The organism is Pseudomonas sp. NCCP-436 (assembly GCF_019656335.1).
Lineage (GTDB): Bacteria > Pseudomonadota > Gammaproteobacteria > Pseudomonadales > Pseudomonadaceae > Aquipseudomonas.
Genome location: NZ_BPLZ01000004.1, coordinates 35,961 through 58,862 on the forward strand (window position 1 = coordinate 35,961; position 22,902 = coordinate 58,862).

The 22,902-nt window shown below is 63.2% G+C and carries 20 protein-coding genes; 9 read left to right on the forward strand and 11 right to left on the reverse strand.

The window, feature by feature from the left end:
• Nucleotides 1-93: 93 nt before the first annotated feature.
• The 3 genes from NCCP436_RS06010 to NCCP436_RS06020 form a co-directional block, all read right to left on the reverse strand.
• The gene (locus tag NCCP436_RS06010) at nt 94-1,050 is read right to left on the reverse strand and encodes a L,D-transpeptidase family protein (RefSeq protein ID WP_220802992.1); all 957 of its coding nucleotides are present in this window, start codon (nt 1,048-1,050) and stop codon (nt 94-96) included.
• Nucleotides 1,051-1,119: 69 nt separating this feature from the next.
• Nucleotides 1,120-1,401, reverse strand: a complete 282-nt coding sequence (locus tag NCCP436_RS06015) for a hypothetical protein (RefSeq protein ID WP_220802994.1) — start codon at nt 1,399-1,401, stop codon at nt 1,120-1,122.
• Nucleotides 1,402-1,458: 57 nt separating this feature from the next.
• Nucleotides 1,459-2,064 (reverse strand): arylesterase, encoded by a 606-nt coding sequence (locus tag NCCP436_RS06020; RefSeq protein ID WP_220802996.1) that lies wholly within the window; start codon nt 2,062-2,064, stop codon nt 1,459-1,461.
• An 11-nt stretch (nt 2,065-2,075) separates the two neighbouring features.
• Here NCCP436_RS06020 and NCCP436_RS06025 point away from each other — a divergent pair, with 11 nt between their 5' ends.
• From NCCP436_RS06025 to greB, 3 genes are read left to right on the forward strand one after another with little or no spacing between them, the layout of a single operon-like run.
• Nucleotides 2,076-2,759: an ABC transporter ATP-binding protein gene (locus NCCP436_RS06025; RefSeq protein WP_220802998.1), complete on the forward strand. Its 684-nt coding sequence runs from the start codon at nt 2,076-2,078 to the stop codon at nt 2,757-2,759.
• Nucleotides 2,759-5,260, forward strand: coding sequence for an ABC transporter permease (locus NCCP436_RS06030; protein WP_259651450.1), 2,502 nt, complete (start codon nt 2,759-2,761; stop codon nt 5,258-5,260). Before NCCP436_RS06025 ends, NCCP436_RS06030 begins: the two co-directional genes overlap by 1 nt.
• Before the next feature lie 53 nt (nt 5,261-5,313).
• The gene (gene greB / locus NCCP436_RS06035) at nt 5,314-5,811 is read left to right on the forward strand and encodes a transcription elongation factor GreB (RefSeq protein WP_220803000.1); all 498 of its coding nucleotides are present in this window, start codon (nt 5,314-5,316) and stop codon (nt 5,809-5,811) included.
• Between the two features lie 10 nt (nt 5,812-5,821).
• On the opposite strand, the gene NCCP436_RS06040 is transcribed toward greB, so the two are convergent.
• The 5 genes from NCCP436_RS06040 to NCCP436_RS06060 all read right to left on the reverse strand — a co-directional run bounded on the left by NCCP436_RS06040 (nt 5,822) and on the right by NCCP436_RS06060 (nt 11,009).
• The gene (locus NCCP436_RS06040) at nt 5,822-6,130 is read right to left on the reverse strand and encodes a class I SAM-dependent methyltransferase (RefSeq protein WP_220803001.1); all 309 of its coding nucleotides are present in this window, start codon (nt 6,128-6,130) and stop codon (nt 5,822-5,824) included.
• A gap of 181 nt (nt 6,131-6,311) precedes the next feature.
• Nucleotides 6,312-7,331, reverse strand: coding sequence for a LacI family DNA-binding transcriptional regulator (locus NCCP436_RS06045; RefSeq protein WP_220803002.1), 1,020 nt, complete (start codon nt 7,329-7,331; stop codon nt 6,312-6,314).
• A 154-nt stretch (nt 7,332-7,485) separates the two neighbouring features.
• Nucleotides 7,486-8,499: a TRAP transporter substrate-binding protein gene (locus NCCP436_RS06050; protein WP_220803003.1), complete on the reverse strand. Its 1,014-nt coding sequence runs from the start codon at nt 8,497-8,499 to the stop codon at nt 7,486-7,488.
• 42 nt (nt 8,500-8,541) lie between these two features.
• Nucleotides 8,542-9,819, reverse strand: coding sequence for a TRAP transporter large permease (locus tag NCCP436_RS06055; protein WP_220803004.1), 1,278 nt, complete (start codon nt 9,817-9,819; stop codon nt 8,542-8,544).
• A gap of 59 nt (nt 9,820-9,878) precedes the next feature.
• Nucleotides 9,879-11,009: a gluconokinase, GntK/IdnK-type gene (locus NCCP436_RS06060; RefSeq protein WP_259651451.1), complete on the reverse strand. Its 1,131-nt coding sequence runs from the start codon at nt 11,007-11,009 to the stop codon at nt 9,879-9,881.
• Nucleotides 11,010-11,292: 283 nt separating this feature from the next.
• On the opposite strand from NCCP436_RS06060, the gene NCCP436_RS06065 reads away from it, so the two are divergent.
• Nucleotides 11,293-13,365 carry a TonB-dependent receptor gene (locus NCCP436_RS06065; protein WP_220803005.1) on the forward strand — a complete coding sequence of 691 codons (2,073 nt, stop codon included), beginning with the start codon at nt 11,293-11,295 and terminating at the stop codon, nt 13,363-13,365.
• Nucleotides 13,366-13,453: 88 nt separating this feature from the next.
• Here the strand turns inward: NCCP436_RS06065 and NCCP436_RS06070 are convergent, their stop codons facing one another.
• The 3 genes from NCCP436_RS06070 to NCCP436_RS06080 all read right to left on the reverse strand — a co-directional run bounded on the left by NCCP436_RS06070 (nt 13,454) and on the right by NCCP436_RS06080 (nt 16,636).
• Nucleotides 13,454-14,581, reverse strand: coding sequence for an acyl-CoA dehydrogenase family protein (locus NCCP436_RS06070; protein ID WP_220803006.1), 1,128 nt, complete (start codon nt 14,579-14,581; stop codon nt 13,454-13,456).
• Between the two features lie 11 nt (nt 14,582-14,592).
• Nucleotides 14,593-15,783 (reverse strand): acetyl-CoA C-acyltransferase, encoded by a 1,191-nt coding sequence (locus tag NCCP436_RS06075; protein ID WP_220803008.1) that lies wholly within the window; start codon nt 15,781-15,783, stop codon nt 14,593-14,595.
• A gap of 85 nt (nt 15,784-15,868) precedes the next feature.
• Nucleotides 15,869-16,636, reverse strand: coding sequence for a 3-hydroxyacyl-CoA dehydrogenase (locus NCCP436_RS06080; protein ID WP_220803010.1), 768 nt, complete (start codon nt 16,634-16,636; stop codon nt 15,869-15,871).
• 87 nt (nt 16,637-16,723) lie between these two features.
• Between NCCP436_RS06080 and NCCP436_RS06085 the strand changes: the two genes are divergently transcribed.
• The 5 genes from NCCP436_RS06085 (at nt 16,724) to NCCP436_RS06105 (ending at nt 22,804) form a co-directional block, all read left to right on the forward strand.
• Entirely contained in the window at nt 16,724-17,104 is a 381-nt protein-coding gene (locus tag NCCP436_RS06085; protein ID WP_220803012.1) for a MerR family DNA-binding transcriptional regulator, read from the forward strand.
• Between the two features lie 39 nt (nt 17,105-17,143).
• The gene (locus NCCP436_RS06090) at nt 17,144-18,307 is read left to right on the forward strand and encodes an isovaleryl-CoA dehydrogenase (RefSeq protein ID WP_220803013.1); all 1,164 of its coding nucleotides are present in this window, start codon (nt 17,144-17,146) and stop codon (nt 18,305-18,307) included.
• 95 nt (nt 18,308-18,402) lie between these two features.
• On the forward strand, nt 18,403-20,010 hold the full coding sequence (locus NCCP436_RS06095; protein ID WP_220803015.1) for a carboxyl transferase domain-containing protein: 1,608 nt from the start codon (nt 18,403-18,405) through the stop codon (nt 20,008-20,010).
• Between the two features lie 59 nt (nt 20,011-20,069).
• On the forward strand, nt 20,070-20,870 hold the full coding sequence (locus NCCP436_RS06100) for a gamma-carboxygeranoyl-CoA hydratase (RefSeq protein WP_220803017.1): 801 nt from the start codon (nt 20,070-20,072) through the stop codon (nt 20,868-20,870).
• The gene (locus NCCP436_RS06105; protein ID WP_220803019.1) at nt 20,867-22,804 is read left to right on the forward strand and encodes an acetyl/propionyl/methylcrotonyl-CoA carboxylase subunit alpha; all 1,938 of its coding nucleotides are present in this window, start codon (nt 20,867-20,869) and stop codon (nt 22,802-22,804) included. The genes NCCP436_RS06100 and NCCP436_RS06105 overlap by 4 nt, the downstream gene beginning before the upstream one ends.
• The last annotated feature ends 98 nt before the right edge of the window (nt 22,805-22,902 follow it).

Below are 22,902 nucleotides of genomic sequence, written 5' to 3' on the forward strand. Positions count from 1 at the left end.
CGGATACCCGGATCGGCTTTTTTATTGATGTTTTTCGACCAGACAAGAAAAAACGCCGACACAGGTGCGAGCGTTTTTCCTGGAGGGGGACTATCAGAAGGCGATCTGCTCGCTGATTTCGAGCGGTTCGACTTGTCGGGCGATCGCTACTGGCAGACCATCCTCGGCGGCCACTACTTCGCGCACCATCTCCCAATCCAGACTCAGGCCACTGAGCTCCTCGCGCTGTAGCAGCGCATTGATCACCGTGGTGTGTTTGTCCACCACTGATGGTGTACCCTCGTCATCCAGCGGTGCATGTGCCTCCAGGTAGACCTTGCCACCACTGATGCCGAACTTGTACGGTTCGTTGATGATACGCACTGGCGTGCCCACCGGTACCATCGCCGCCAGCTCCAGTACGTTGTGGTTGAGCATGCGAAAACAGCCGTGACTGACTCGCATGCCGATACCGAACTTCTTGTTCGAGCCATGAATCAGGTAGCCCGGGAACGACAGTGTCATCTTGTACGGCCCAAGTGGGTTGTCCGGCCCCGGCGGTACCACGCTGGGCAGGAGCTCTCCTTCGGCAGCATGCTCCTCGCGAATGGACTTCGGCGGATACCAGGCTGGATTGGGCGTCTTGAGCGTCACCCGTCCGGTGCCCAGCGGAGAACCCCAGCCCTCTCTCCCGATACCCAGAGGATAGGTGTACACCACGCCTCGACCCTTGGGGTAATAGTAGAGGCGGTACTCAGGCAAATTGATCACGATGCCTTCACGCGGACCAGGCGGCAGAATGTAGCGTGTCGGCAGGATGATCTCGGTGCCTTCTCCCGGCAGCCAGGCATCAACCCCCGGGTTGGCCGCCACCATCTCAAGGTATCCCAGGTGATTGGCGGTTCCCAAATCCGCGAAGGTATCCTCGTAACGCGCCTTGATGACCTGAACTTCACCCACCACATCCTCTCCCGTAGGTGGCAGGGGAAATTCGAGCGCATGCGCAGTTGCGCTACAGCACAGCGCCAGCAGTGTCAGGCCTCGCCTGATTGCAACAAGTCGCGACAACATCCGGGCTTCCTTGGTGAGTTGAGTGAAATTGCGCCGATTGTACATCGCCCGAATATCGCAGTGCAGTGGTCAGCCATCGGCCCAGTTGGAGCACAAACCCTGGCGCTGCGCCTCCAGCGTGGCCAGGCATTGCGGGCACAGCCTCCGGTCACGCAGGCAGGTCCGCTCTACGTTCTGCCAGCGGGGCCTGGCCGGCAGCAGACTGCCGCACAGCGTGCGATCAGCATGACCTCCCAGGCGCAACTGTCGTGCCACCAGATGCAGACGTGCTTCCTGGCAGGCGAAAAGATCCAGTTGCTCGTCCGGCTCGATCAGTTGGTAGGCATACAAGGACCAGGCAAGGCGAGGCATCTGGGGCTCCATTGCGGGAGCCGGCACATTAGCCGAAAGACCGCAGTCGGGGAAGTCTCAAAGCAGTGGTTTCAGGGTCGGCCAGACATTGTCCAGAAGATGCTGCTGTGCCTCGGCGGTGGGATGGATTCCATCGCTCTGCATCATGCCTGATATCCCGCCAACCCCTTCGAGCAGAAAGGGCACAAGAGATACCTGCTTCTGTTCGGCCAGGTCGCTGAACACTCGGGCAAATGCCGTGGTGTAGCGCGGCCCGTAGTTGGGCGGCAGACGCATGCCAAGCAGCAAGACCTGGGCGCCAGCCTGACGCGAATCATCCACCATTGCAGCAAGATTCTGTTGCAATTGCGCCGGTGGCTGACCACGTAGTCCGTCGTTACCGCCCAGCTCGATAATCACCAGTTCCGGGCGATGTGCCTCGAGCAGCGCCGGCAGACGAGCCGCTCCACCTGCACTGGTGTCACCGCTGATGGAGGCATTGACAACCTGGTGCGGAAACCCTTCCTCCTCCAGTTGTTGCTGCAGTAATGCCACCCAGCCGTGGCGGCTATCCATGCCAAAAGCCGCGCTGATACTATCGCCGACTACAAGCAGGGTGCCAGCAACAGCTCCCTGGGCCCAGAACAACAGGGTCAAGGCTCCCCCCAGCCACCATACACGCATTGGGATTCTCCATGAACTCGAGCATTCTCGCTGCACGGAACCTTAGCAAAGTGGTCGACAGCACGGAAGGTGAACTAACCATCCTGCACAGCCTCGATCTCAGTCTGAGCAGAGGCGACAGCCTGGCCATCGTCGGCAGCTCCGGTTCGGGCAAGTCCACTCTGCTCGGCCTGCTCGCCGGCCTGGATCTGCCCAGCTCCGGCACAGTAGTACTGGCCGGTCAGCATCTCGGTGCACTGGGGGAGGATCAGCGTGCCCGCCTACGGGCCGAGCATGTCGGCTTCGTCTTTCAATCGTTTCAGTTGCTCGACAGCCTCAACGCGCTGGAAAACGTCATGCTGCCTCTGGAGCTGGAGGGCCATGCCGACGCCCGCCAGCGTGCCCGTGTGCTGCTTGAGCGCGTCGGCCTGGGCCAGCGTCTGAGTCATTACCCTCGCCAGCTTTCCGGCGGCGAGCAGCAGCGTGTGGCTATTGCCCGGGCCTTCGCGGCTGACCCTGCGGTTTTGTTCGCCGACGAGCCAACGGGCAACCTCGACAGCCAGACCGGCGAGTGCATCAGCGATCTGCTGTTTGAACTCAATCGGGAGCGTGGCACCACGCTGGTACTGGTCACACATGATGAGCGTCTGGCCCACCGTTGCAAGCGCCTGATCCGCCTCGAAGCCGGTCATCTGATCGCCTGCGTGGAGCCCTGATGAAACTGTCCATGAGTCGCCTGCTGACGCTGGCCTGGAGGCAGTTATTACGCGATGCCCGTGCCGGTGAGTTGCGCATTCTGTTTCTTGCGCTGCTGGTGGCCGTTTCGGCCAGCAGCGCCATCGGCTATTTCGGCGCCCGCCTGCACGATGCCATGCTACTGCGGGCCAGCGAGTTTCTTGCCGCTGACCTGCGTCTGAGCGGCAGCACGGCAGCAACACCCGAGCAAATCGACGGTGGCTTGCGGTTGGGACTGGAGCATGCACAGACCGTGGAATTTTCCAGTGTGGTCGCTGGCGCCGAGGCCATTCAACTGGTTAATGTCAAGGCAGTCAGCAGCAACTACCCACTGCGCGGTGAGCTAAGGGGGACTACCGCACCCTATGCGACGGAGCAACACCTGGCTGCACCTGCTTCTGGCGAGGTCTGGGCTGAGGCACGGCTACTAGTGGCGCTTGATCTGAAGATAGGTGACGAGATCGAAATCGGCGCCAGACAACTTCGCCTGAGTCGAGTACTGACCCACGACCCTGCCACTTCCGGCGACTTCTACAGTCTGACCCCACGAGTCCTGATGAGCCTCGAGGATCTGCCTTCGACCGAAGTGGTGCAGCCTGGCAGCCGAGTACGTTTTCATGACCTTTGGCGAGGCGATAGCACCACCCTCGCGGTCTACCGCCAAACCATGGAGGCGGATCTAGCACCACATCAGCGTCTGGAGGACGCCCGCGATGGAAACCGGCAGATTGGCGGTGCCCTCGGTCGCGCTGAGCGCTACCTGAATCTTGCCAGCCTCGCTGCGGTGCTACTTGCAGGGGTCGCTGTGGCCCTCTCAGCTGCTCGCTTCGCCCGCCGGCGCTACGACGCCAGTGCGCTGCTGCGCTGTCTTGGTCTATCCCGTCGGGAGACGCTGGCACTATTCGCCCTGCAACTGTCCGCGCTTGGCCTGATTGCCAGCCTACTCGGCGCCCTGCTCGGTTGGGCTGGCCAGCACCTGCTGTTCCATCTGCTACGTGACCTGCTGCCAGCGAATTTACCGCCTGCTGGTGTGGCACCGGCACTGGCCGGAATCGCCACCGGCCTGGTGGCCCTGGCAGGGTTTGCTCTGCCGCCGCTGGCTGCCTTGGGACGTGTACCGCCACTACGGGTGCTGCGACGAGACATCCTGCCGCTGCCGCCCAGTACCTGGTTGATCTATACCGCTGCCCTACTCGCTCTGGGGCTGATCATGTGGCGGCTAAGTCTGGATCTGAGCTTGACCCTGTCGTTGCTCGCTGGAGGCCTGCTGGCGGCACTACTGCTGGGTGGTCTGTTGCTGCTAGGGATGCAGAGCCTGCGCCGCCTGCTACAGCGTGCTGCCCTACCCTGGCGCCTGGGCCTGGGACAACTGCTACGCCATCCGTTGGCAGCTGCCGGTCAGTCGCTGGCCTTCGGCCTGATTTTGATGGCCATGGCACTGATTGCCGTACTGCGTGGCGAACTACTCGACACTTGGCAGGAACAGTTGCCGGAGAACGCACCCAATCACTTCGCCCTGAACATCCTACCTGCCGAGCACGACGCCTTTGCGGAGCACCTGACGCGCTTGTCGGCACATTCCTCTCCACTGTACCCGATAGTTCCCGGTCGCCTGCTGTCGATCAATGGCGAACCTGTGCGCCAGTTGGTAAGCAAGGAAAGCCGTGGCGAACGCGCGATCCAACGTGACCTGAGCCTCACCTGGGCACAGCAACTGCCAGAGGGTAACCGGATCGATAGAGGCCTGTGGTGGCCCGAACGTGGTCGGCGCGAAATACCTGGCGTCTCGGTTGAAGCCGAACTGGCACAGAGCCTGCGGCTCAAGATTGGTGACCGTCTGCGCTTTCATGTCGAAGGAGTCGAGCGCGAAGCGGAAGTCAGCAGCCTGCGCAGTGTGGAGTGGGACAGCTTCAGGCCCAACTTCTACATGATCTTCGAGCCACAGACGCTGGAGGACCTGCCTGTCACCTATCTGACCAGCTTCTACCTGCCACCGGACCGAGACAGCGAACTGGTGGCCCTCAGCCGAGCATTCCCCACGGTCAGCCTGTTGCAGGTCGATGCCTTGCTGGAGCAGCTGCGCGCTATCGTGGCACAAGTAACGCTGGCCATTGAATACGTATTACTGTTCGTGCTCGCCGCCGGTATCACGGTGTTGCTGGCCGGGCTACAGGCCACGCTGGACGAACGCATCCACCAGGGTGCTCTGCTGCGGGCACTTGGCGCGGAAAGACGCCTGCTGGTCAATGCACGGCGTGCCGAATTCGGCCTTCTGGGGGCGGCCGCCGGCCTGCTTGCTGCACTGGGCTGCGAACTGGTGACCTACCTGCTCTACCACTACACCCTGGATCTGCGCTGGCAACCACACTACTGGCTGCTGGTGCTGCCACTGATAGGTGCTTTACTGGTGGGCTTCGCCGGTGTGTTTGGTACTCGCCGGGCGCTCAACGCCAGCCCACTAAGCGTACTGCGCGAGGGCTGAGCTGTCGTGAGCGTTTTGCTAGACTGGCCTGCCCTGAAGCCAACTGAGATGCCATGAGTCGTTACCGTCCACCCCGCCCCGCCGGTACCCCGCTGATCACTCCCGAAGGCGAAGCGCGCCTGCGCGCCGAGCTGCATGAGCTGTGGCATGTCCGCCGCCCGCAGGTAACCCAGGCTGTCAGCGAAGCCGCCGCTCAGGGTGATCGCTCGGAAAATGCCGAGTACACCTATGGTAAGAAGATGCTACGCGAGATCGACAGCCGTGTGCGCTTCCTGACCAAGCGCCTGGAAAAGCTCAAGGTGGTCAGCGAGAAACCGTCCGATCCGAACAAGGTGTATTTCGGCGCCTGGGTAACCATCGAGGATGAGGACGGCGAACAGTCGCGCTACCGCATCGTGGGCCCCGACGAACTGGATCTGAAACAGGGTCTGATCAGCATCGACTCGCCACTGGCCCGCGCCCTGGTCGGCAAGGAACTGGACGCCGAGGTGCGGGTACACAGCCCCGGCGGCGAGAAGACCTGCTACATCGTCGAAATCAACTACCCATAGGCGCAGACATTCAACGTCGGGTAATCAGCCCCTGACGCGCTACCCGTACCAGCTCCTGCACCGTCTCGGCCACAGCCTCGGCAGCCGGAGCCTGAATCACCGCCAGGTCGAAGCTGTCTCGGGCGAAACGGGACAAAGATTCGCCGTTTTGCACGAACTGGATGCGAAAGGCACGCGGCCCGCCCCAACGCTTGGGCCAGCCTTCTAGGTAGCGCAGCAGGGTCGGTTGGTGATTTCCGCCCAGCAGAACACGGGGATTGCGCAGTTGCAAGCCGGTGGTAATAGGCACCAGACGAATCGGGGGTTTGGGACAAATCATTTATCGAGTCTCCGCCTCGGGCATCCCGCTGGGCAGCGGTGAGAGGCGACACCGAACCAGCGCTTTAGCGGAATTTCAGGCGTTGATGACAACACCCTGAGGCGCCCCGCAAGTAGCTGTTTAAATCGGCGCAAGGAGGCATCCTAGAGACTTGCTTGCGATAGTGTCAAGAAGCGATTTCTCAGGCGCTGTCACGCATCACCAGTTCGAACCCCACATCGATGCAGCGCTGCTCGGGGGTTTCTCCGCGCATCAGGGTCAGCAGCATGCCTGCGGCCAGTTCGCCAATACGCCCCCGGGTGGTACGCACCGTACTCAGGGCCGGATGCATCCAGGCGGCGGCCGGCAGATCGTTGAAGCCGGCGATTGCCAGGCGCCCCGGCACATCCAGACCAAGCTGACGCGCCCGGAACAGTGCGCCCATGGCCAGGTCATCGTTGTTGAAAAACACCGCATCGATCTGCGGCTGCTGGGCCAGCAGGCGATCAAGCAGCTCCGCCCCCAGGCCAATGGAAGAAAACTCCGGTGTCAGCAGCTCCAGTGACGCGTCATAGCGGCCGAGTTCGCGCATCACCTGCCGATAACCCTCGGCCCTTTGCAGAGTACGCGGGTCAAGCTGGGCTGCGGCAAAGGCGATATGCCGATAGCCACGCTGCACCAGCGCACGGGTCATCGTCGCACCGGCATCGATCTGAGAGAAACCGACACAGTAGTCTTCCGGATCCTCGCTAAGCTCCATCAAGGTCACCAGCGGGCAATTGCTCGCTCCGAGAATCTCCCGTGCCGAATCGCTGCGTTCGAATCCGGTCAGCAGCAGCCCTGCAGGCTGGTGCGCCAGGTAGGCGCGCAGCAAGCGCTCATCCTCCTCAACACGGTAGTGGCTGACACCAATCATCATCTCGAAGCCTGCCGGCATCAGCACCCGCTGAATGGCCTCGACAGTATCAACAAATACCGAGTTGGAGAGCGATGGAATCACTACCGCCACCAGATTCGAGCGCGAACTGGCCAACGCACGTGCTGCCGGGTTCGGTACGTATCCGAGTTCCCGCGCTGCCCGCATCACCTGCTCGCGCAGGCTGTCAGACACCCGTCCGGGCTGCGATAGTGCCCGCGAGGCCGACATCAGTGAGCAACCTGCGGCCTTGGCTACATCGGATAGGGTGACGCGTTCGGCGGAACGACGACGACGTTGACTCATGCTGCCTCCATAAAAAACCAGGCGCGATTCTAGCAGGCTGCCACTCAACTACCTGCTACTTGGCGTGCTTGATTAAAACGCGGGGTACGCAGCCCGGAGCAAAGTCGCCATGCAAGGAGCTGCCTCCCCGCAAAAAACGGCAGCGGACGCACATCTACAAGGCGGCCTTCTCTGCCTCCTGCTGAACTTTTTCGAACAACTCTCGGCCCACCGTATCGATTACCTTTTGTACAGCCGGAGCCGCTTTCTCGCGCATGCGCCGCACCTCGCCGGCATCGATCTCGTTAACCTGCATACCTTTGGCCTGAAGCTCGGCCAAGGCGCGCTGGGCTTCCTCGCGAGTGTCCAGACGCTCGAAGTCACGAGCCTTGCGCGCAGCCTCCAGCAGGATACCCTGCTCGGTTGCCGAGAGTTTGTCCCACCAACGCTTGGACACGGTGACTATCCACGGGCTGTAGGCATGATTGGTCACCGTCAGGTACTTCTGCACCTCGTAGAAGCGCGATGTAAGGATGGTATTGAATGGGTTCTCCTGACCATCCACAGCGCGCGTCTCCAGCGCCGTGAACAACTCGGAGAATGGTAACGGCAAGGCATTGGCGCCCATCATCCGGAAGGTTTCGAGAAACACCGGATTGGGCATCACGCGCAGTTTGATGCCGGAGAACTCTTCCAGCCGGGTAACAGGACGAACATTGTTGGTCAGGTTGCGGAAGCCATTCTCCCAATACACCAGCCCGACCAGTCCCTTCTCCTCAAGCTTGTCCATGATCTCACGGCCGACCGGACCATCGAGCACGGCATCAGCCTGCTGCGCGCTGCTGAACAGGAACGGTGTATCCCATACCGCCATTTCCTTGCTGATGCCGACCAGAGTAGCTGTGGAGCCCACCATTATTTCCTGTGCCCCACCGATTAGCGCCCTCTGCATCTGGTCATCCGAGCCCAGACTGGCCGCACCAAAGGCACGCACCTTGAGTTTGCCGTCTGAAGCTCTGGCCACCTCTTCGGCGAACAATTTAACAGCCCGCCCCTGGTTGCTGTTCTCATTGAGACCGTAGCCAAAGCGGATCATCCGCGAGCGAATCTCCTCGGCCTGAACATTGGCCGTAACCAGCGAACTGCACAGCAGTGCAGAGGTAAGCAGTGCGATGAAAGGACGTTTCATGAGATATAGCCTCTTATTTTTGTTCAGCAGTAAGAACCAGACTCAGCGCATCCAGGCCAGGGGAGCAGTGATGATTTGCGGGAAGGCTATCAACAGCAGAACGATGCCCAGATAAGTCAGGAAGAACGGCATGATGCCGCGCACCAGCACCTCGATGCGGATACGGCCGATACCACCCACCACATTGAGAACGGTGCTGACCGGCGGAGTAATCAGGCCGATCGAGCAAATCAGCACGAACATCACACCAAAGTACACGGGATCAATACCTGCCTTGGCCGCCAGCGGCGCCAGCACCGGCGCCAGAATCAGTACGGTAGGCGTCAGATCAAGCACCATGCCGACCAGAATCATCAGCACCATCACACCCAGCATCAGCAGTTGCGGATGCTGGGCCAGCGGGCCGAGCATGGCACCTATTTCATCGGGCAACTGGGCCAGCGTGACCATGTAGGCAGACGCCGTAGCGGCAGCACAAAGAAACATCACAGAAGCCGTGGTGCGGCTGGCGCGCGTCAGGGTCTCAATCAACCCTTCCCAGGTCAGCTCGCGATAGAACAGGGTCGAGACGCCCAGAGCATAGACCGCCGCCACTACTGCAGCTTCAGTAGGGGTGAAGATGCCGAAGCGCAGACCGCCGACGATGATCACCGGCAGCATCAGTGCCGCCACACCATCGACCAGCACCCGCCGACGCTCGGCGGCGCTGGCCTTGGGCGGAGTTGGCTCGGTAAAGCCCCGGGTTATCAGATGCCAGGCGACGATCAGGCCCGTTCCCATGATCAGTCCGGGTACGACCCCGGCCATGAACAGCTGGCTGATGGAGGTGTTGGTGACCACACCGTAGATCACGAAGGCCATCGATGGCGGCAGGATCAGCGCGATGATGCCGCCGGCAGCTACCAGCCCGGCCGACGAATGCAGAGGATAGCCGCGCTGACGCATCATGGGCAGCAGCAGCGTAGCCAGTGCGGCAGTATCCGCCAGCGCCGAGCCGGACATGCTTGCCAGCAGCATCGCCGCAGCAATAGCCACATAGCCGAGCCCTCCGCGCATATGACCGAAGTAAGCCTGCGCCATGGCGATGATGCGTCGGGAAATCCCGCCAGCATTCATCAACTCACCAGCCAGAACGAAGAACGGAATGGCCAGTAGCGGAAAGCTGTCAGCCCCGGCCAAAAGATTCTGAGCCAGCAGTTGCACATCCCAAAAGTCCAGATACCACATCAGTACGGCGGCAGTGAGCAACAAGGCGAAGGCGATCGGCATTCCGAAAGCCATGAAGCCCAGTAGCGACGAAAGAAAAACTGCGACAGTCATCGGCGAATCCTCGGCGGGCATTGCCCGATTTTGTTATTGGCGTCGTGCAAATTCGGGCGTCAGTCCGCCGCGATACCAGTCAGTCCAGTTGATGTATTGGTCAGAGGTCGACGCCAGACATTGACCAGTTGCACCAGCGCCAGAATTACCAGTGCCGACATGCAGCCGAGAATCGGCAGCATGGTCAGCACCAATGGATAGCCCGTCACCGTACTGAGATTGCCCCAGCCATATTCCACCTGGTTCCATGCCCCCACTGCCGAGAGCAGACTGGCCACTGTCACAAGCAACCAGCTGCAGGAGTCCACCAGTCGCTGCGCCAATCCGGGGAAACGATCACGGATCATGCGAAAGCACATCAGTTCACCACGACGCATGCTCGAAGCCACACCGACAAAAACCAGCCAGACAAAGGCCAGCCGCGACAGCTCCTCCGCCCCTGCCCAGCCGGTGCCGAAGACATAGCGCAGTACTACATTGCCGAACACAGCTACCACCATGAAAGTCATCAGCAAGGCCATCATGCCGTCGGTTAGTCGGTCGAACAGGTGTGCTACTCGTCCCTCATAGATATGCTCTTTGCCTGCACAGTTAGCGCTATCATGTTGAGACGAAACAAGTACCTCTCCTGCCCCGGCAAAAGGCGACTGAATATCGCTCTGAAACCAGTTGCAAACCTCTTCGACCAGCACCTCGCGCGTATTAACCGCGTCCAGTACCAGTACCCCTGGCTCTCCGTCAGGATCTTCGAGAGTCGAGAACTGGCTGTCGACCAGCGAAGCAGGCATGAAATGTCCGGGTCGGTTGCCAACCCTTTGCAGTGCAGTGAGCGGATCAATCCTCAGGTGCACGAAAGACAAATCTGGAAGCGCTTGGCGCAGGCGCTCACGGTAGGCCCGTTTGAGCGCCGAGCAGGACAGCACAAAGCCCTCTCCAGCCGCCTTGGCCGCCTGCATTTCCTGGCACAAGGCATCGAGCCACTGCTGGCGATCATCGTCATTGAGAGGGATTCCAGCACGCATGCGGGCGACATTATCGGCACTGTGGAAATCATCGGCTTCGATATGACGCCATTGCAGGCGGGAGGCGACTACGCTGCTGATGTCACTCTTGCCGGAACCGCTGACGCCCATAACCACTAGGGCTCGGGTAGATGGCTTGGCAGCAGAGGCTAAAGGCTGGTACGGCATGTGAACTCCTGGGCACCATCGGGGTGGGCCGCTCATTGTTTGAATCGAATGTTAGCGCTATCCATCAACCTCGACAAGTCGTACAAAAAAGATTTTTCACCGCTGTCGCCGCGTATGTCCGAGACCGTCAACCTACCATTGATGGCCGCCAGAGCAGCAGAGATGCGACCAAAGTAGTGCGACCAATACACAAGTCGCAGTCGACTATCAGTCCATGGCACCTGCGGCGCTTGCCTGGCACTACTGGCAGCCCTAGAGAAAGAAATCGCGAAAGGAAGTTTCCATGCGCTTGCATCTTGGCAGTCTTGTGCTGCTACCCGGTCTAGCCCTGGCTGAGCAGTCTCCTTACGAAATCGATGAGCTGGTGATTACCGGCAGCCGCTATCAGGCCAGCGGCTGGCAGTTACCCTTCTCGGTCAACCGGATCGATGCCGAGCAGGCCAGCCTCGGCAAACCTGGCGTCAACCTGTCCGAGGCGCTCGGCAGCGTGCCCGGGCTGGTGGTGCAGAACCGGCAGAACTACGCGCAGGATCTGCAGGTGTCCTCGCGCGGCTTCGGCGCCCGCTCGGCGTTCGGCATCCGTGGCATCAAGCTGCTGGCCGATGGCGTACCGCTGTCCAACCCTGACGGTCAGGGTCAGGCGGCGACCTTCGACCTCGACACGTTGGAGCGTATCGAAGTACTGCGCGGGCCGTTCGCCAGCGTTTATGGCAGCAACTCCGGTGGCGTGATCCAGCTGTTTTCGCGTGACGGCGAAGGTGCACCCAAGGTTTCCGTCGATACCTCACAGGCCGCTTACGGCACCAGCCGCACCCGTATCGCGGCCGAAGGCGGCAACGACAAGGCCGGCTTTATCATCAATCGCTCGCACTTCGAAACCGATGGGTACCGCGATCACAGCGCCGCCATTCTCGAGAAAACCTTCGCCAAGCTGACGCTCTACCCGGATGATCTCAGCAAGCTCAGCCTGAGCTTCAGCGAGCTGGATCAGAACGACACAGAGGATCCACAGGGCCTGACCTGGCAACAGGCGCAAAGCGATCGCCGAGCAGCGGCACCAAGCGCTCTGGAGTTCAATACGCGCAAGACTGTTGATCACCGCCAATTGGCGCTCAACTACGAACGCAGTTTTACTGCCGGAACCTGGCAAAGCACGCTGTACAGCGGCACACGGCGAGTAATTCAGTACCAGTCCATTCCCGTCGCGGTGCAGGGCAACCCGTCGCACTCGGGTGGCGTGATCGATTTCGAGCGGCGCTTCCACGGCATCGGCAACCGCTGGATTCAGCCATTCGACCTCGGCAGCAGCCTGCTGACCCTGACCGCCGGGCTGGACTACGACTTCTCGCGCGACGACCGTCAGGGCTATGAGAACTTTGTCGGCAGTACCCTGGGTGTGAAAGGCAACCTGCGCCGCGACGAACGCAACGAGGTGACCAGCCTGTCGCCCTATATTCAGACGGCCTGGCAGCTGGGCAAGCTCGACCTGCAGGCCGGTCTGCGCCACAGCCAGGTGGAGTTCGAGGTGGACGACCGCTTCCTCGGCAATGGCGACGACAGCGGTTCAGTGACCTACCGCGAGCTGACCCCGACCCTGGGCGCCAGCTACGCCCTGCTCCCCGAGCTGAATATCTACGCCAGCTGGGGCAAGGGGCTGGAGACGCCGACGCTCAACGAGCTGTCCTATTCAGGCCCCGACAACAGCTTCGGCTTCGACCTGAAACCGGCTACCAGCGAGCAGATTGAAGTTGGCCTCAAGGCGCGTCTGGCCGAGACCACCAGCCTGCAACTGGCACTGTTCCAGATCGATACCGACGACGAGCTGGTGGTGGAGTCGGCCAGCGGCGGCCGTTCGCGCTTCCAGAATGCCGCCCAGACCCGCCGTCGAGGGGTAGAGCTGGCAGTGGAAAGCCAACTGAGCGAAACCCTGCGCGCCAATCTCGCCTACACCTATATCGACGCCATCTACAGCAAGGATTTCACCAGCAACGGCCGGCTGATCGAGGACGGCAACCACTTGCCGGGCATACCCGCCCGCACCCTGTTTGGCGAACTCACCTGGCAACCGCGGGAGGGCTTCAGCACCGCCATCGAAGGCCTGTACCGCAGCAAGCTCTACGTCGAAGACAGCAATACGGCCAAGGCGGCTCCGAGCTACGCGCTGTTCAACTGGCAGGCGCGTTTCGAGCAGAGTCTCGGCGCCCTGACGTTCAATCAGGTGCTGCGCATCGACAACCTGCTGGATCGCGAATACATCGGCTCGGTGATCGTCGGCGACGGCAACGGCCGTTTCTACGAGCCCGGCCCGGAGCGTGCCTGGTATGTCGGCGCGGGGATGCAGTATCAGTTCGATTGACCAGGCTGACCGTGAGTGAACCCTCTCCCACTTGTGGGAGAGGGTTCATTGCCTCGACAACGGCGCCAACCCGGTGCGCGCGGTGCGCCTACAGACTGCGTGCAATCACCATCCGCTGCACATCGCTGGTGCCCTCGTAGATCTGACACACTCGCACGTCGCGGTAGATGCGCTCGACCGGGAAGTCCTTGAGATAGCCGTAGCCGCCGAGAGTCTGGATGGCCGCCGAGCAGACCTTCTCGGCCATTTCCGAGGCGAACAGCTTGGCCATCGAGGCTTCGGTCAGGCAGGGCCGGCCGGCTTCGCGCAGGCTGGCGGCGTGATGCACCATCTGCCGCGCCACGGCGATCTGTGTGGCCATGTCGGCCAGGCGGAAGGCCACCGCCTGGTGCTCGATGATCGGCTTGCCGAAGGTCACCCGCTCGCGGGCATAGTCGCGCGCGGCCTCGAACGCGGCGCGGGCCATGCCCACCGACTGCGCGGCGATGCCGATGCGCCCGCCTTCGAGGTTGGCCAGGGCGATGCGATAGCCCTCGCCCTCCTCGCCCAGGCGCAGCTCCGCCGGAATCCGTACCTCGTCGAGCTGGATCTGGCAGGTGTCCGAGGCATGCTGACCGAGCTTGTCCTCGACCCGCACCACCGAGAATCCCGGCGTGTCGGTGGGCACGATAAAGGCGCTGATGCCCTTCTTGCCCGCCTGCGGATCGGTCACGGCAAAGACGATCACCATGCCGGCATGGTTGCCGGAGGTGATGAACTGCTTGGCGCCAGTGAGCACGTAATGGTCGCCGTCACGGCGCGCGCGGGTGCGCAGGTCGCTGGCGTCCGAGCCGGCCTGCGGCTCGGTCAGGGCGAAGGCACCGAGTATGCGGCCCTCGGCCAGCGGGCGGAGGAAGCGCTCTTTCTGTTCCTCGCTGCCGTACTTGAGGATCGGCATGCAGCCGACCGAGTTGTGCACGCTCATGATGGTCGAGCAGGCACCGTCGCCGGCGGCCACTTCCTCCAGCGCCATGGCGTAGGCCAAGTGGCCGGTTTCGGCGCCGCCCCACTGCTCCGGCACCAGCATGCCCATGAAGCCCAACTGGCCCATTTCGGCAATGGCCTCGACGGGAAAGCGGTGTTCGCGATCCCAGTCGGCGGCAAAGGGTTTCAGCCGATCCTGGGCGAACTGCCGGGCCGCTTCCTGAATCTGCAGATCCTGTTCCGATGGCAGCATCACAAGGCTCCTCAATACAGTTCGATGGCGACGGCAGTGGCTTCCCCACCGCCGATGCAGACCGAGGCCACGCCGCGCTTGCCGCCATACTGCTGCAGCGCCGAGAGCAGCGTGACCAGGATGCGCGCGCCGGAGGCGCCGATGGGATGGCCCAGCGCGCAGGCGCCGCCGTGCACGTTGAGTTTGTCATGTGCGATGGCCAGTTCGCGCATGGCCACCATCGGCACCACGGCGAAGGCTTCGTTGATCTCGAACAGGTCGACCTCGTCCAGGCGCCAGTCGATGCGCGTCAGCAGGCGCTGGATAGCCGCCACTGGCGCGGTGGTGAACAGGTTCGGCGCCTGTGCGTGGCCGGCGTGCCCGACGATCCGCGCCAGCGGCGTCAGGCCGCGCTCCTGGGCCTGGGACAGACGCATCAGCAGCAGCGCGGCAGCGCCGTCGGAGATGGAGCTGGCGTTGGCCGCGGTCACCGTGCCGCCTTCGCGGAAGGCCGGCTTGAGCGTCGGGATCTTCTCCGGACGGGCCTTCGGCGGCTGCTCGTCGGCCTCGACCAAGTGACGGTCACGGCCGTGCGGTGCGTCGACCGCGACGATCTCGCCGGCAAAGCGGCCGTCGCCCATCGCCTGCTGGGCGCGGCGCAGCGACTCCAGGGCGTAGGCGTCCTGTTCCTCGCGGCTGAAGCCGTAGCTCTGCGCGCAGTCCTCGGCGAAGGTGCCCATCAGCCGGCCGCGCTCGTAGGCATCCTCCAGGCCGTCGAGGAACATGTGATCGAGCACCTGACCATGGCCCATGCGATAGCCGCTACGGGCGCGCGGCAGCAGGTACGGCGCGTTGGACATGCTCTCCATGCCGCCGGCCACCAGCACGTCACTGCTGCCGGCCAGCAGTTGGTCGTGCCCGAGCATCAGCGCCTGCATGCCCGAGCCACACATCTTGTTCAGCGTGGTGCACTGCACCGCCTGGCTCAGCCCGGCGCCCAGCGCCGCCTGGCGTGCCGGAGCCTGGCCCTGGCCGGCCTGCAGCACGCAGCCCATCAGCACCGTGTCCACCGCCTCGGGCGCCAGGCCTGCGCGCTCCAGGGTCGAACGAATGGCGGCAGCGCCCAGTTCGGCGGCCGAAAGGCCAGCCAGATCGCCGAGAAAGCCGCCCATGGGCGTGCGCACCGCACTGACGATAACCACGGGGTCGAGTTGTTGTTTCATGATTGTCACCTGCAAATCGCGTAGCCGGATGCAATCCGGGAAATCGCTGTAAGTCCTCCCGGATTGCATCCGGGCTGCCAGTCCGTTATTTCGCTGCCATGCGCAGCGCGCCGTCGAGGCGGATCACCTCGCCGTTGAGCATCGGGTTCTCGACGATGTGACGTACCAGCGCGGCGAATTCATCGGGCCGACCCAGGCGCGGCGGAAATGGCACATTGGCCGCCAGCGAGTCGCGCACCTCCTGCGGCATGCCGGCCATCATCGGCGTCTCGAACACGCCAGGGGCGATGCACATCACACGGATACCCGAACGCGCCAGATCGCGGGCCGCCGGCAGGGTCAATGCGGCCACACCGCCCTTGGACGCGGCGTAGGCAGCCTGGCCCATCTGCCCGTCGAAGGCCGCCACCGAGGCGGTATTGATAATGACCCCGCGCTCGCCCTCTGCGTTCGGCGTGCCCTTGGCCATGGCTTCGGCGGCCAGGCGCAGCAGGTTGAAGCTGCCCACCAGATTGATTTCCACGGTACGCCGGAAGCTGTCCAGACCGTGCGCGCCGTTGCGCCCGAGCACCTTCTCCGCCGGTGCCACGCCGGCGCAATTGACCAGCCCGTGCAGACCGCCAAAGGTGTCCAGAGCCTGCGCCACTGCGGCGCGGGCATCGTCCTCACGGGTGATATCGGCACGCACGAAGCGCGCTGCTGCGCCCAGCTCCTCGATGGCCTGCGCGCCGGCCTCGGCGTTGATATCCAGCAGCAGCACCCGGCCGCCCTGCCCGGTAAGTTCGCGGGCGGTGGCCAGGCCCAGGCCGGAAGCGCCACCACTGATAAGGAATACGGAATCGTCGATACGCATGCTCAACCTCTGTGCTTGTTGTTCGGTGAGATTGACAGCCAGATTTGCACAGGTTTACGTTAACGTAAAGGTAAACGAGCGAAGACCATGGCCACCACCTACTCCATCTCCGATCTGGCCCGCGAACTGGACATCACCACCCGCGCCATCCGCTTCTACGAGGAGCAGGGCCTGCTCGCCCCCGAGCGGCGTGGCCAGGAGCGCATCTACACGCCCAAGGATCTGGTCACCCTGAAACTGATCCTGCGCGGCAAGCGCATCGGCTTCTCCCTGGCCGAGTGCAAGGAGCTGATTGATCTCTACGACCCGGCCAGCGGCAACCGCAAGCAGCTGGAAACCTTCATGACGAAGATCGCCACACGTCGCGCGCAACTGCAGCAGCAGTTGCTGGACATCCAGCAGATGCAGCTGGAACTGGACACCGCCGAAGAGCGCTGCCTGGCCGCACTCGAACAAACCAAGCGTTAATAACCCTCTGCTACCGCCAACAACAATTACAGGTGCCTTATGAGTTATCCCTCCCTGAACTTCGGTCTCGGTGAAACCATCGACATGCTGCGCGACTCGGTTCGCCAGTTCGCCCAGGCCGAGCTGGCGCCGCGCGCCGCGCAGATCGACCGCGACAACGAGTTCCCCATGGACATGTGGCGCAAGTTCGGCGACATGGGCCTGCTCGGCATGACCGTGAAGGAGGAATACGGCGGCACTGACATGGGCTACCTGGCACATGTGGTGGCGATGGAGGAAATCAGCCGCGCCTCTGCCTCGGTGGGTCTGTCCTTTGGCGCGCACTCGAACCTGTGCGTCAACCAGATCCACAAGAACGGCACGGAAGAGCAAAAACGCAAATATCTGCCCAAGCTCTGCTCCGGCGAACATATCGGCGCGCTGGCCATGAGCGAACCGAATGCCGGCTCCGACGTGGTGTCGATGAAGCTGCGCGCCGAAAAGCGCGGCGACCGCTACATCCTCAACGGCAACAAGATGTGGATCACCAACGGCCCGGATGCCAACACCTACGTGATCTACGCCAAGACCGACATCAACGCCGGCTCCAAGGGCATCACCGCCTTCATCGTCGAGCGCGACTTCAAGGGCTTCTCCCGCCACCAGAAGCTGGACAAGCTGGGCATGCGCGGCTCCAACACCTGCGAGCTGGTGTTCGAGGACTGCGAAGTGCCGGAAGAGAACGTTCTCGGCGCCGAAGGCCGTGGCGTGGCGGTACTGATGAGCGGCCTGGACTACGAGCGCACCGTGCTCTCCGGCGGCCCGACCGGAATCATGAGCGCCTGCATGGACGTGGTGGTGCCTTACGTTCACGAGCGTCGCCAGTTCGGCCAGTCCATCGGCGAATTCCAGCTGATCCAGGGCAAGATCGCCGACATGTACGCCGGCATGAACGCCTCGAAATCCTATCTGTACAACGTGGCCAAGGCCTGCGACCGCGGCGAGGAATCGCGCAAGGACGCCGCCGCGGTGATCCTCTACACCGCCGAGATGGCAACGAAAATGGCGCTGGACACCATTCAGATCCTCGGCGGCAACGGCTACACCAACGAATACCCGGCCGGCCGCCTGCTGCGTGACGCCAAGCTATACGAGATCGGCGCCGGCACCAGCGAAATCCGCCGCATGCTGATCGGCCGCGAGCTGTTCAACGAAACCAAGTGATACGTAGGGTGGAAAACGGCCAAAGGCCTTTTCCACCAATGGATCTATCGGTGGAAAACCGCTTCGCGGGTTTTCCACCCTACGGGACCCCAGTCATGGCCATCCTGCATACCCAGATCAATACCCGTTCACCGGAGTTCACCGCCAACCAGGCGGCCATGCTCGCCCAGGTGAACGACCTGCGCGCCCTGCTCGCCCGCGTCCATGAAGGCGGCGGCGCCAAGGCCCAGGAACGCCACATCGCGCGCGGCAAGCTGCTGCCGCGCGAACGCATCAACCGCCTGCTCGACCCGGGCTCGCCGTTCCTCGAGATCGGCCAGCTGGCCGCCCATGAGGTCTACGGCGAGGACGTGCCGGCTGCCGGCGTAATTGCCGGCATCGGCCGCGTCGAGGGCGTCGAATGCATGATCGTGGCCAACGATGCCACGGTAAAAGGCGGCAGCTATTACCCGCTGACGGTGAAGAAGCACCTGCGTGCGCAGACCATCGCCCAGCAGAACCGTCTGCCGTGCATCTACCTGGTGGATTCCGGCGGCGCCAACCTGCCGCGCCAGGACGAGGTATTCCCGGATCGCGAGCACTTCGGCCGCATCTTCTTCAACCAGGCCAACATGAGCGCCATGGGGATTCCCCAGATCGCCGTGGTCATGGGTTCCTGCACCGCCGGCGGCGCCTACGTGCCGGCCATGAGCGACGAGACCATCATGGTGCGCAACCAGGCCACCATCTTCCTCGCCGGCCCGCCACTGGTGAAGGCCGCCACCGGCGAGGTGGTGACCGCCGAGGAACTGGGCGGTGCCGACGTGCACTGCAAGACCAGCGGCGTGGCCGACCACTACGCCGAGGACGACGAACACGCGCTGGCCCTGGCCCGCCGCTCGATCGCCAACCTCAACTGGCGCAAGCTCGGCCAGCTCGACTGCCGCGCACCGATCGCCCCGCGCTATGCGGCCGAGGAGCTGTACGGGGTGATTCCCGCCGACGCCAAGCAGCCGTTCGACGTACGCGAGGTGATCGCCCGCATCGTCGACGACTCACAGCTCGACGAATTCAAGGCAATGTTCGGCACCACCCTGGTGTGCGGCTTCGCCCGCATCAACGGCTACCCGGTGGCGATCCTGGCGAACAACGGCATTCTCTTCGCCGAATCGGCGCAGAAAGGCGCGCATTTCGTCGAGCTGGCCTGCCAGCGCGGCATCCCGCTGCTGTTTTTGCAGAACATCACCGGTTTCATGGTCGGCAAGAAGTACGAAGAAGGCGGCATCGCCAAGCACGGCGCCAAGCTGGTCACCGCGGTGGCCTGTGCCCAGGTGCCGAAATTCACCGTGATCATCGGCGGCAGCTTCGGCGCCGGCAACTACGGCATGTGCGGCCGCGCCTACGATCCGCGTTTCCTGTGGATGTGGCCCAATGCGCGGATCGGCGTGATGGGTGCGCAGCAGGCCGCCGGCGTGCTGGTGCAGGTCAAGCGCGAGCAGGCGCAGCGCGCCGGCCAGGCCTTCAGTGACGAGGACGAACAGCGCCTCAAGCAGCCCATCGTCGAGCAGTACGAGCAGCAGGCGCACGCCTTCTACTCCAGCGCCCGTCTGTGGGACGACGGAGTGATCGATCCGGCGCAGACCCGCGAGGTACTGGCCCTGGCCCTGTCGGCCAGCCTCAACGCGCCGATCGAGCCGACCCGCTTCGGCGTGTTCCGGATGTAATTACCGACACCCCCTCCCGCTCTCGGGAAAGGGCAATAACAGAATGCCTGGAGCCGTTGATGACCGACTTCACCACCATACAGCTTGAGAAAGACCCGCGCGGCTTCGCCACCCTGTGGCTGAACCGTCCGGAAAAGAACAACGCCTTCAACGCCGAGATGATCCGCGAGCTGATTCTCGCCCTCGACGCCGTTGGCGAAGACAAGAGCCTGCGCTTTCTCCTGCTGCGCGGGCGCGGCCGGCATTTTTCCGCCGGTGCCGACCTGGCCTGGATGCAGCACGCGGCCGAGCTGGACTACAACGCCAACTTGAGCGATGCCCGCGAACTGGCCGAGCTGATGTACAACCTGCACGGCCTGAAAATTCCGACCCTGGCTGTGGTACAGGGCGCGGCCTTCGGCGGCGCGGTGGGCCTGGCCAGTTGCTGCGACATGGCCATCGGCGCCGAGGACAGCCTGTTCTCGCTGTCGGAAGTGCGTATCGGCCTGGCCCCGGCGGTGATCAGCCCCTTCGTCGTGCAGGCCATCGGCGAGCGCGCCGCCAGGCGTTACGCGCTGAGCGCCGAGCGCTTCGACGGCAAACGTGCCCGTGAACTGGGCCTGCTCGCCGAATGCTATCCGGCCGCCGAACTGGAGACGCAGGTCGAGGCCTGGGTGGCCAACCTGCTGCAGAACAGCCCGCAAGCCATGCGTGCCAGCAAGGATCTGCTGCGCGAAGTGGGCAGTGGCGAACTGAGCCCGGCCCTGCGCCGCTACACCGAGAACGCCATCGCCCGCCTGCGCGTCAGCGCTGAAGGCCAGGAGGGCCTGCGTGCCTTCCTGGAAAAACGCCAACCAGCCTGGCAGGAGCCGCAAGTATGAGCCACACGCATATCGACACCCTGCTGGTTGCCAACCGTGGCGAAATCGCCTGCCGCGTCATGCGTACGGCCAAATCCATGGGCCTGCGTACCGTAGCCGTGCACAGTGCCATCGATACCAACGCCCGCCATGTGCGCGAAGCTGATGTGGCGGTCAATCTCGGCGGCGCCAAGCCCGCCGAAAGCTACCTGCTGATCGACAGGATCATCGCCGCCGCCAAGGCCAGCGGCGCTCAGGCCATCCACCCGGGCTATGGCTTTCTTTCGGAGAACGCCGCCTTCGCCCGCGCCATCGAAGAAGCCGGGCTGGTGTTTCTCGGCCCGCCCGCCTCGGCCATCGAAGCCATGGGCAGCAAGTCGGCAGCCAAGGCGCTGATGGAACAGGCCGGCGTACCGCTGGTGCCGGGCTACCACGGCGAAGCGCAGGACTACGAAACCTTCCGCGCCGCCGCCCAACGCATCGGCTACCCGGTGCTGCTGAAAGCCGCCGCCGGCGGTGGCGGCAAGGGCATGAAGGTGGCGGAAAGCGAAGCACAGCTGGCCGAGACGCTGGAGTCGGCCCAGCGCGAGGCTCAGTCGGCCTTCGGCGACTCGCGCATGCTGGTGGAAAAATACGTGCTCAAACCGCGTCACGTGGAGATCCAGGTGTTCGCCGACCGTCACGGCAACTGCCTGTACCTCAACGAGCGCGACTGCTCGATCCAGCGCCGCCACCAGAAGGTGGTTGAGGAAGCTCCGGCCCCCGGCCTGACGCCAGAGCTGCGCCGCGCCATGGGCGAGGCGGCGGTCAAGGCGGCGCAGGCCATCGGCTATGTCGGCGCCGGCACCGTGGAATTCCTGCTCGACGAGCGCGGCGAATTCTTCTTTATGGAGATGAACACCCGCCTGCAGGTGGAACACCCGGTCACCGAGGCCATCACCGGCCTCGATCTGGTCGCCTGGCAGATCCGTGTCGCCCGCGGCGAGCCGCTGCCGATCACCCAGGAACAGGTACAGCTCAATGGCCACGCCATCGAGGTGCGGCTGTATGCCGAAGACCCGGACAACGATTTCCTGCCGGCCACCGGCAAGCTTGCGCTGTACCGGGAGTCCGCCAGCGGCGACGGCCGCCGTGTAGACAGCGGGGTCGAACAGGACGACGAGGTCTCACCGTTCTATGACCCGATGCTGGGCAAGCTGATTGCCTGGGGCGAGAACCGCGAGGAAGCGCGCCTGCGCCTGCTGGCCATGCTCGAGGAAATCCGGGTCGGCGGCGTGCGCACCAACCTGGCGTTCCTGCGTCGCGTGCTGGCTCACCCGGCCTTCGCCGCCGCCGAGCTGGACACCGGCTTTATCCCGCGCCACCAGCAGCAACTGCTGCCGGAAGTCGGTGAATTGCCGGAAACCTTCTGGAATCTGGCCGCCGATGCCTGGGTACAGAGCGAAACTCCGCTGCAACGCGCCGACGATGCCCACTCGCCCTGGGCCGGCCGTAGTGGCTGGCGCTCGGGTGGCCCGGCGGAAATCGACCTGCACCTGAGTTGCCAGGGCAGTGAGCGCAAGGTGCGTGCGCGCCAGCTCGCCCGTCTGCAGGGCGAGGAACTGCTGGCCGAAATCGACGGTACGCGCCAGCGCCTGTGCGCCATCCGCCGTGGCGATACGCTGTTTTTGCAATGGGCCGGCGAACTGCATGCCGTCACCCGCTTCGATCCCATCGCCGCCGCCGAAGCCAGCCATGTGCAGCATGGCGGCCTGAGTGCGCCGATGAACGGCAGTATTGTGCGCGTGCTGGTCGCACCGGGCCAGGCAGTCGAGGCTGGCACCGCCCTGGTAGTGCTGGAGGCGATGAAGATGGAGCACAGCATCCGCGCCGCCGAGGCCGGTACGGTCAAGGCGCTGTACTGCAGCGAAGGGGAAATGGTCAGCGAAGGCGCCGTGCTGGTGGAGCTGGAATAACCACGCACTTCGATTACGGGGGTTGAATGTGAAGGAAGAGCGACATCCACCCTACGCCTGCCAACGTAGGGTGGACTCGTCTTTTATGTCCACCAGCC

What these genes read in the sequence shown, in the direction of transcription:
- NCCP436_RS06095 (WP_220803015.1), top strand. Translation starts at nt 18,403, where the DNA reads ATGGCCATCCTGCATACCCAGATCAATACCCGTTCACCGGAGTTCACC.
- NCCP436_RS06050 (WP_220803003.1), bottom strand. Translation starts at nt 8,499, where the DNA reads ATGAAACGTCCTTTCATCGCACTGCTTACCTCTGCACTGCTGTGCAGT.
- NCCP436_RS06055 (WP_220803004.1), bottom strand. Translation starts at nt 9,819, where the DNA reads ATGACTGTCGCAGTTTTTCTTTCGTCGCTACTGGGCTTCATGGCTTTC.
- NCCP436_RS06040 (WP_220803001.1), bottom strand. Translation starts at nt 6,130, where the DNA reads ATGATTTGTCCCAAACCCCCGATTCGTCTGGTGCCTATTACCACCGGC.
- greB (WP_220803000.1), top strand. Translation starts at nt 5,314, where the DNA reads ATGAGTCGTTACCGTCCACCCCGCCCCGCCGGTACCCCGCTGATCACT.
- NCCP436_RS06020 (WP_220802996.1), bottom strand. Translation starts at nt 2,064, where the DNA reads ATGCGTGTATGGTGGCTGGGGGGAGCCTTGACCCTGTTGTTCTGGGCC.
- NCCP436_RS06010 (WP_220802992.1), bottom strand. Translation starts at nt 1,050, where the DNA reads ATGTTGTCGCGACTTGTTGCAATCAGGCGAGGCCTGACACTGCTGGCG.
- NCCP436_RS06080 (WP_220803010.1), bottom strand. Translation starts at nt 16,636, where the DNA reads ATGCGTATCGACGATTCCGTATTCCTTATCAGTGGTGGCGCTTCCGGC.
- NCCP436_RS06045 (WP_220803002.1), bottom strand. Translation starts at nt 7,331, where the DNA reads ATGAGTCAACGTCGTCGTCGTTCCGCCGAACGCGTCACCCTATCCGAT.
- NCCP436_RS06065 (WP_220803005.1), top strand. Translation starts at nt 11,293, where the DNA reads ATGCGCTTGCATCTTGGCAGTCTTGTGCTGCTACCCGGTCTAGCCCTG.
- NCCP436_RS06030 (WP_259651450.1), top strand. Translation starts at nt 2,759, where the DNA reads ATGAAACTGTCCATGAGTCGCCTGCTGACGCTGGCCTGGAGGCAGTTA.
- NCCP436_RS06085 (WP_220803012.1), top strand. Translation starts at nt 16,724, where the DNA reads ATGGCCACCACCTACTCCATCTCCGATCTGGCCCGCGAACTGGACATC.
- NCCP436_RS06025 (WP_220802998.1), top strand. Translation starts at nt 2,076, where the DNA reads ATGAACTCGAGCATTCTCGCTGCACGGAACCTTAGCAAAGTGGTCGAC.
- NCCP436_RS06060 (WP_259651451.1), bottom strand. Translation starts at nt 11,009, where the DNA reads ATGCCGTACCAGCCTTTAGCCTCTGCTGCCAAGCCATCTACCCGAGCC.
- NCCP436_RS06075 (WP_220803008.1), bottom strand. Translation starts at nt 15,783, where the DNA reads ATGAAACAACAACTCGACCCCGTGGTTATCGTCAGTGCGGTGCGCACG.
- NCCP436_RS06070 (WP_220803006.1), bottom strand. Translation starts at nt 14,581, where the DNA reads ATGCTGCCATCGGAACAGGATCTGCAGATTCAGGAAGCGGCCCGGCAG.
- NCCP436_RS06015 (WP_220802994.1), bottom strand. Translation starts at nt 1,401, where the DNA reads ATGCCTCGCCTTGCCTGGTCCTTGTATGCCTACCAACTGATCGAGCCG.
- NCCP436_RS06105 (WP_220803019.1), top strand. Translation starts at nt 20,867, where the DNA reads ATGAGCCACACGCATATCGACACCCTGCTGGTTGCCAACCGTGGCGAA.
- NCCP436_RS06100 (WP_220803017.1), top strand. Translation starts at nt 20,070, where the DNA reads ATGACCGACTTCACCACCATACAGCTTGAGAAAGACCCGCGCGGCTTC.
- NCCP436_RS06090 (WP_220803013.1), top strand. Translation starts at nt 17,144, where the DNA reads ATGAGTTATCCCTCCCTGAACTTCGGTCTCGGTGAAACCATCGACATG.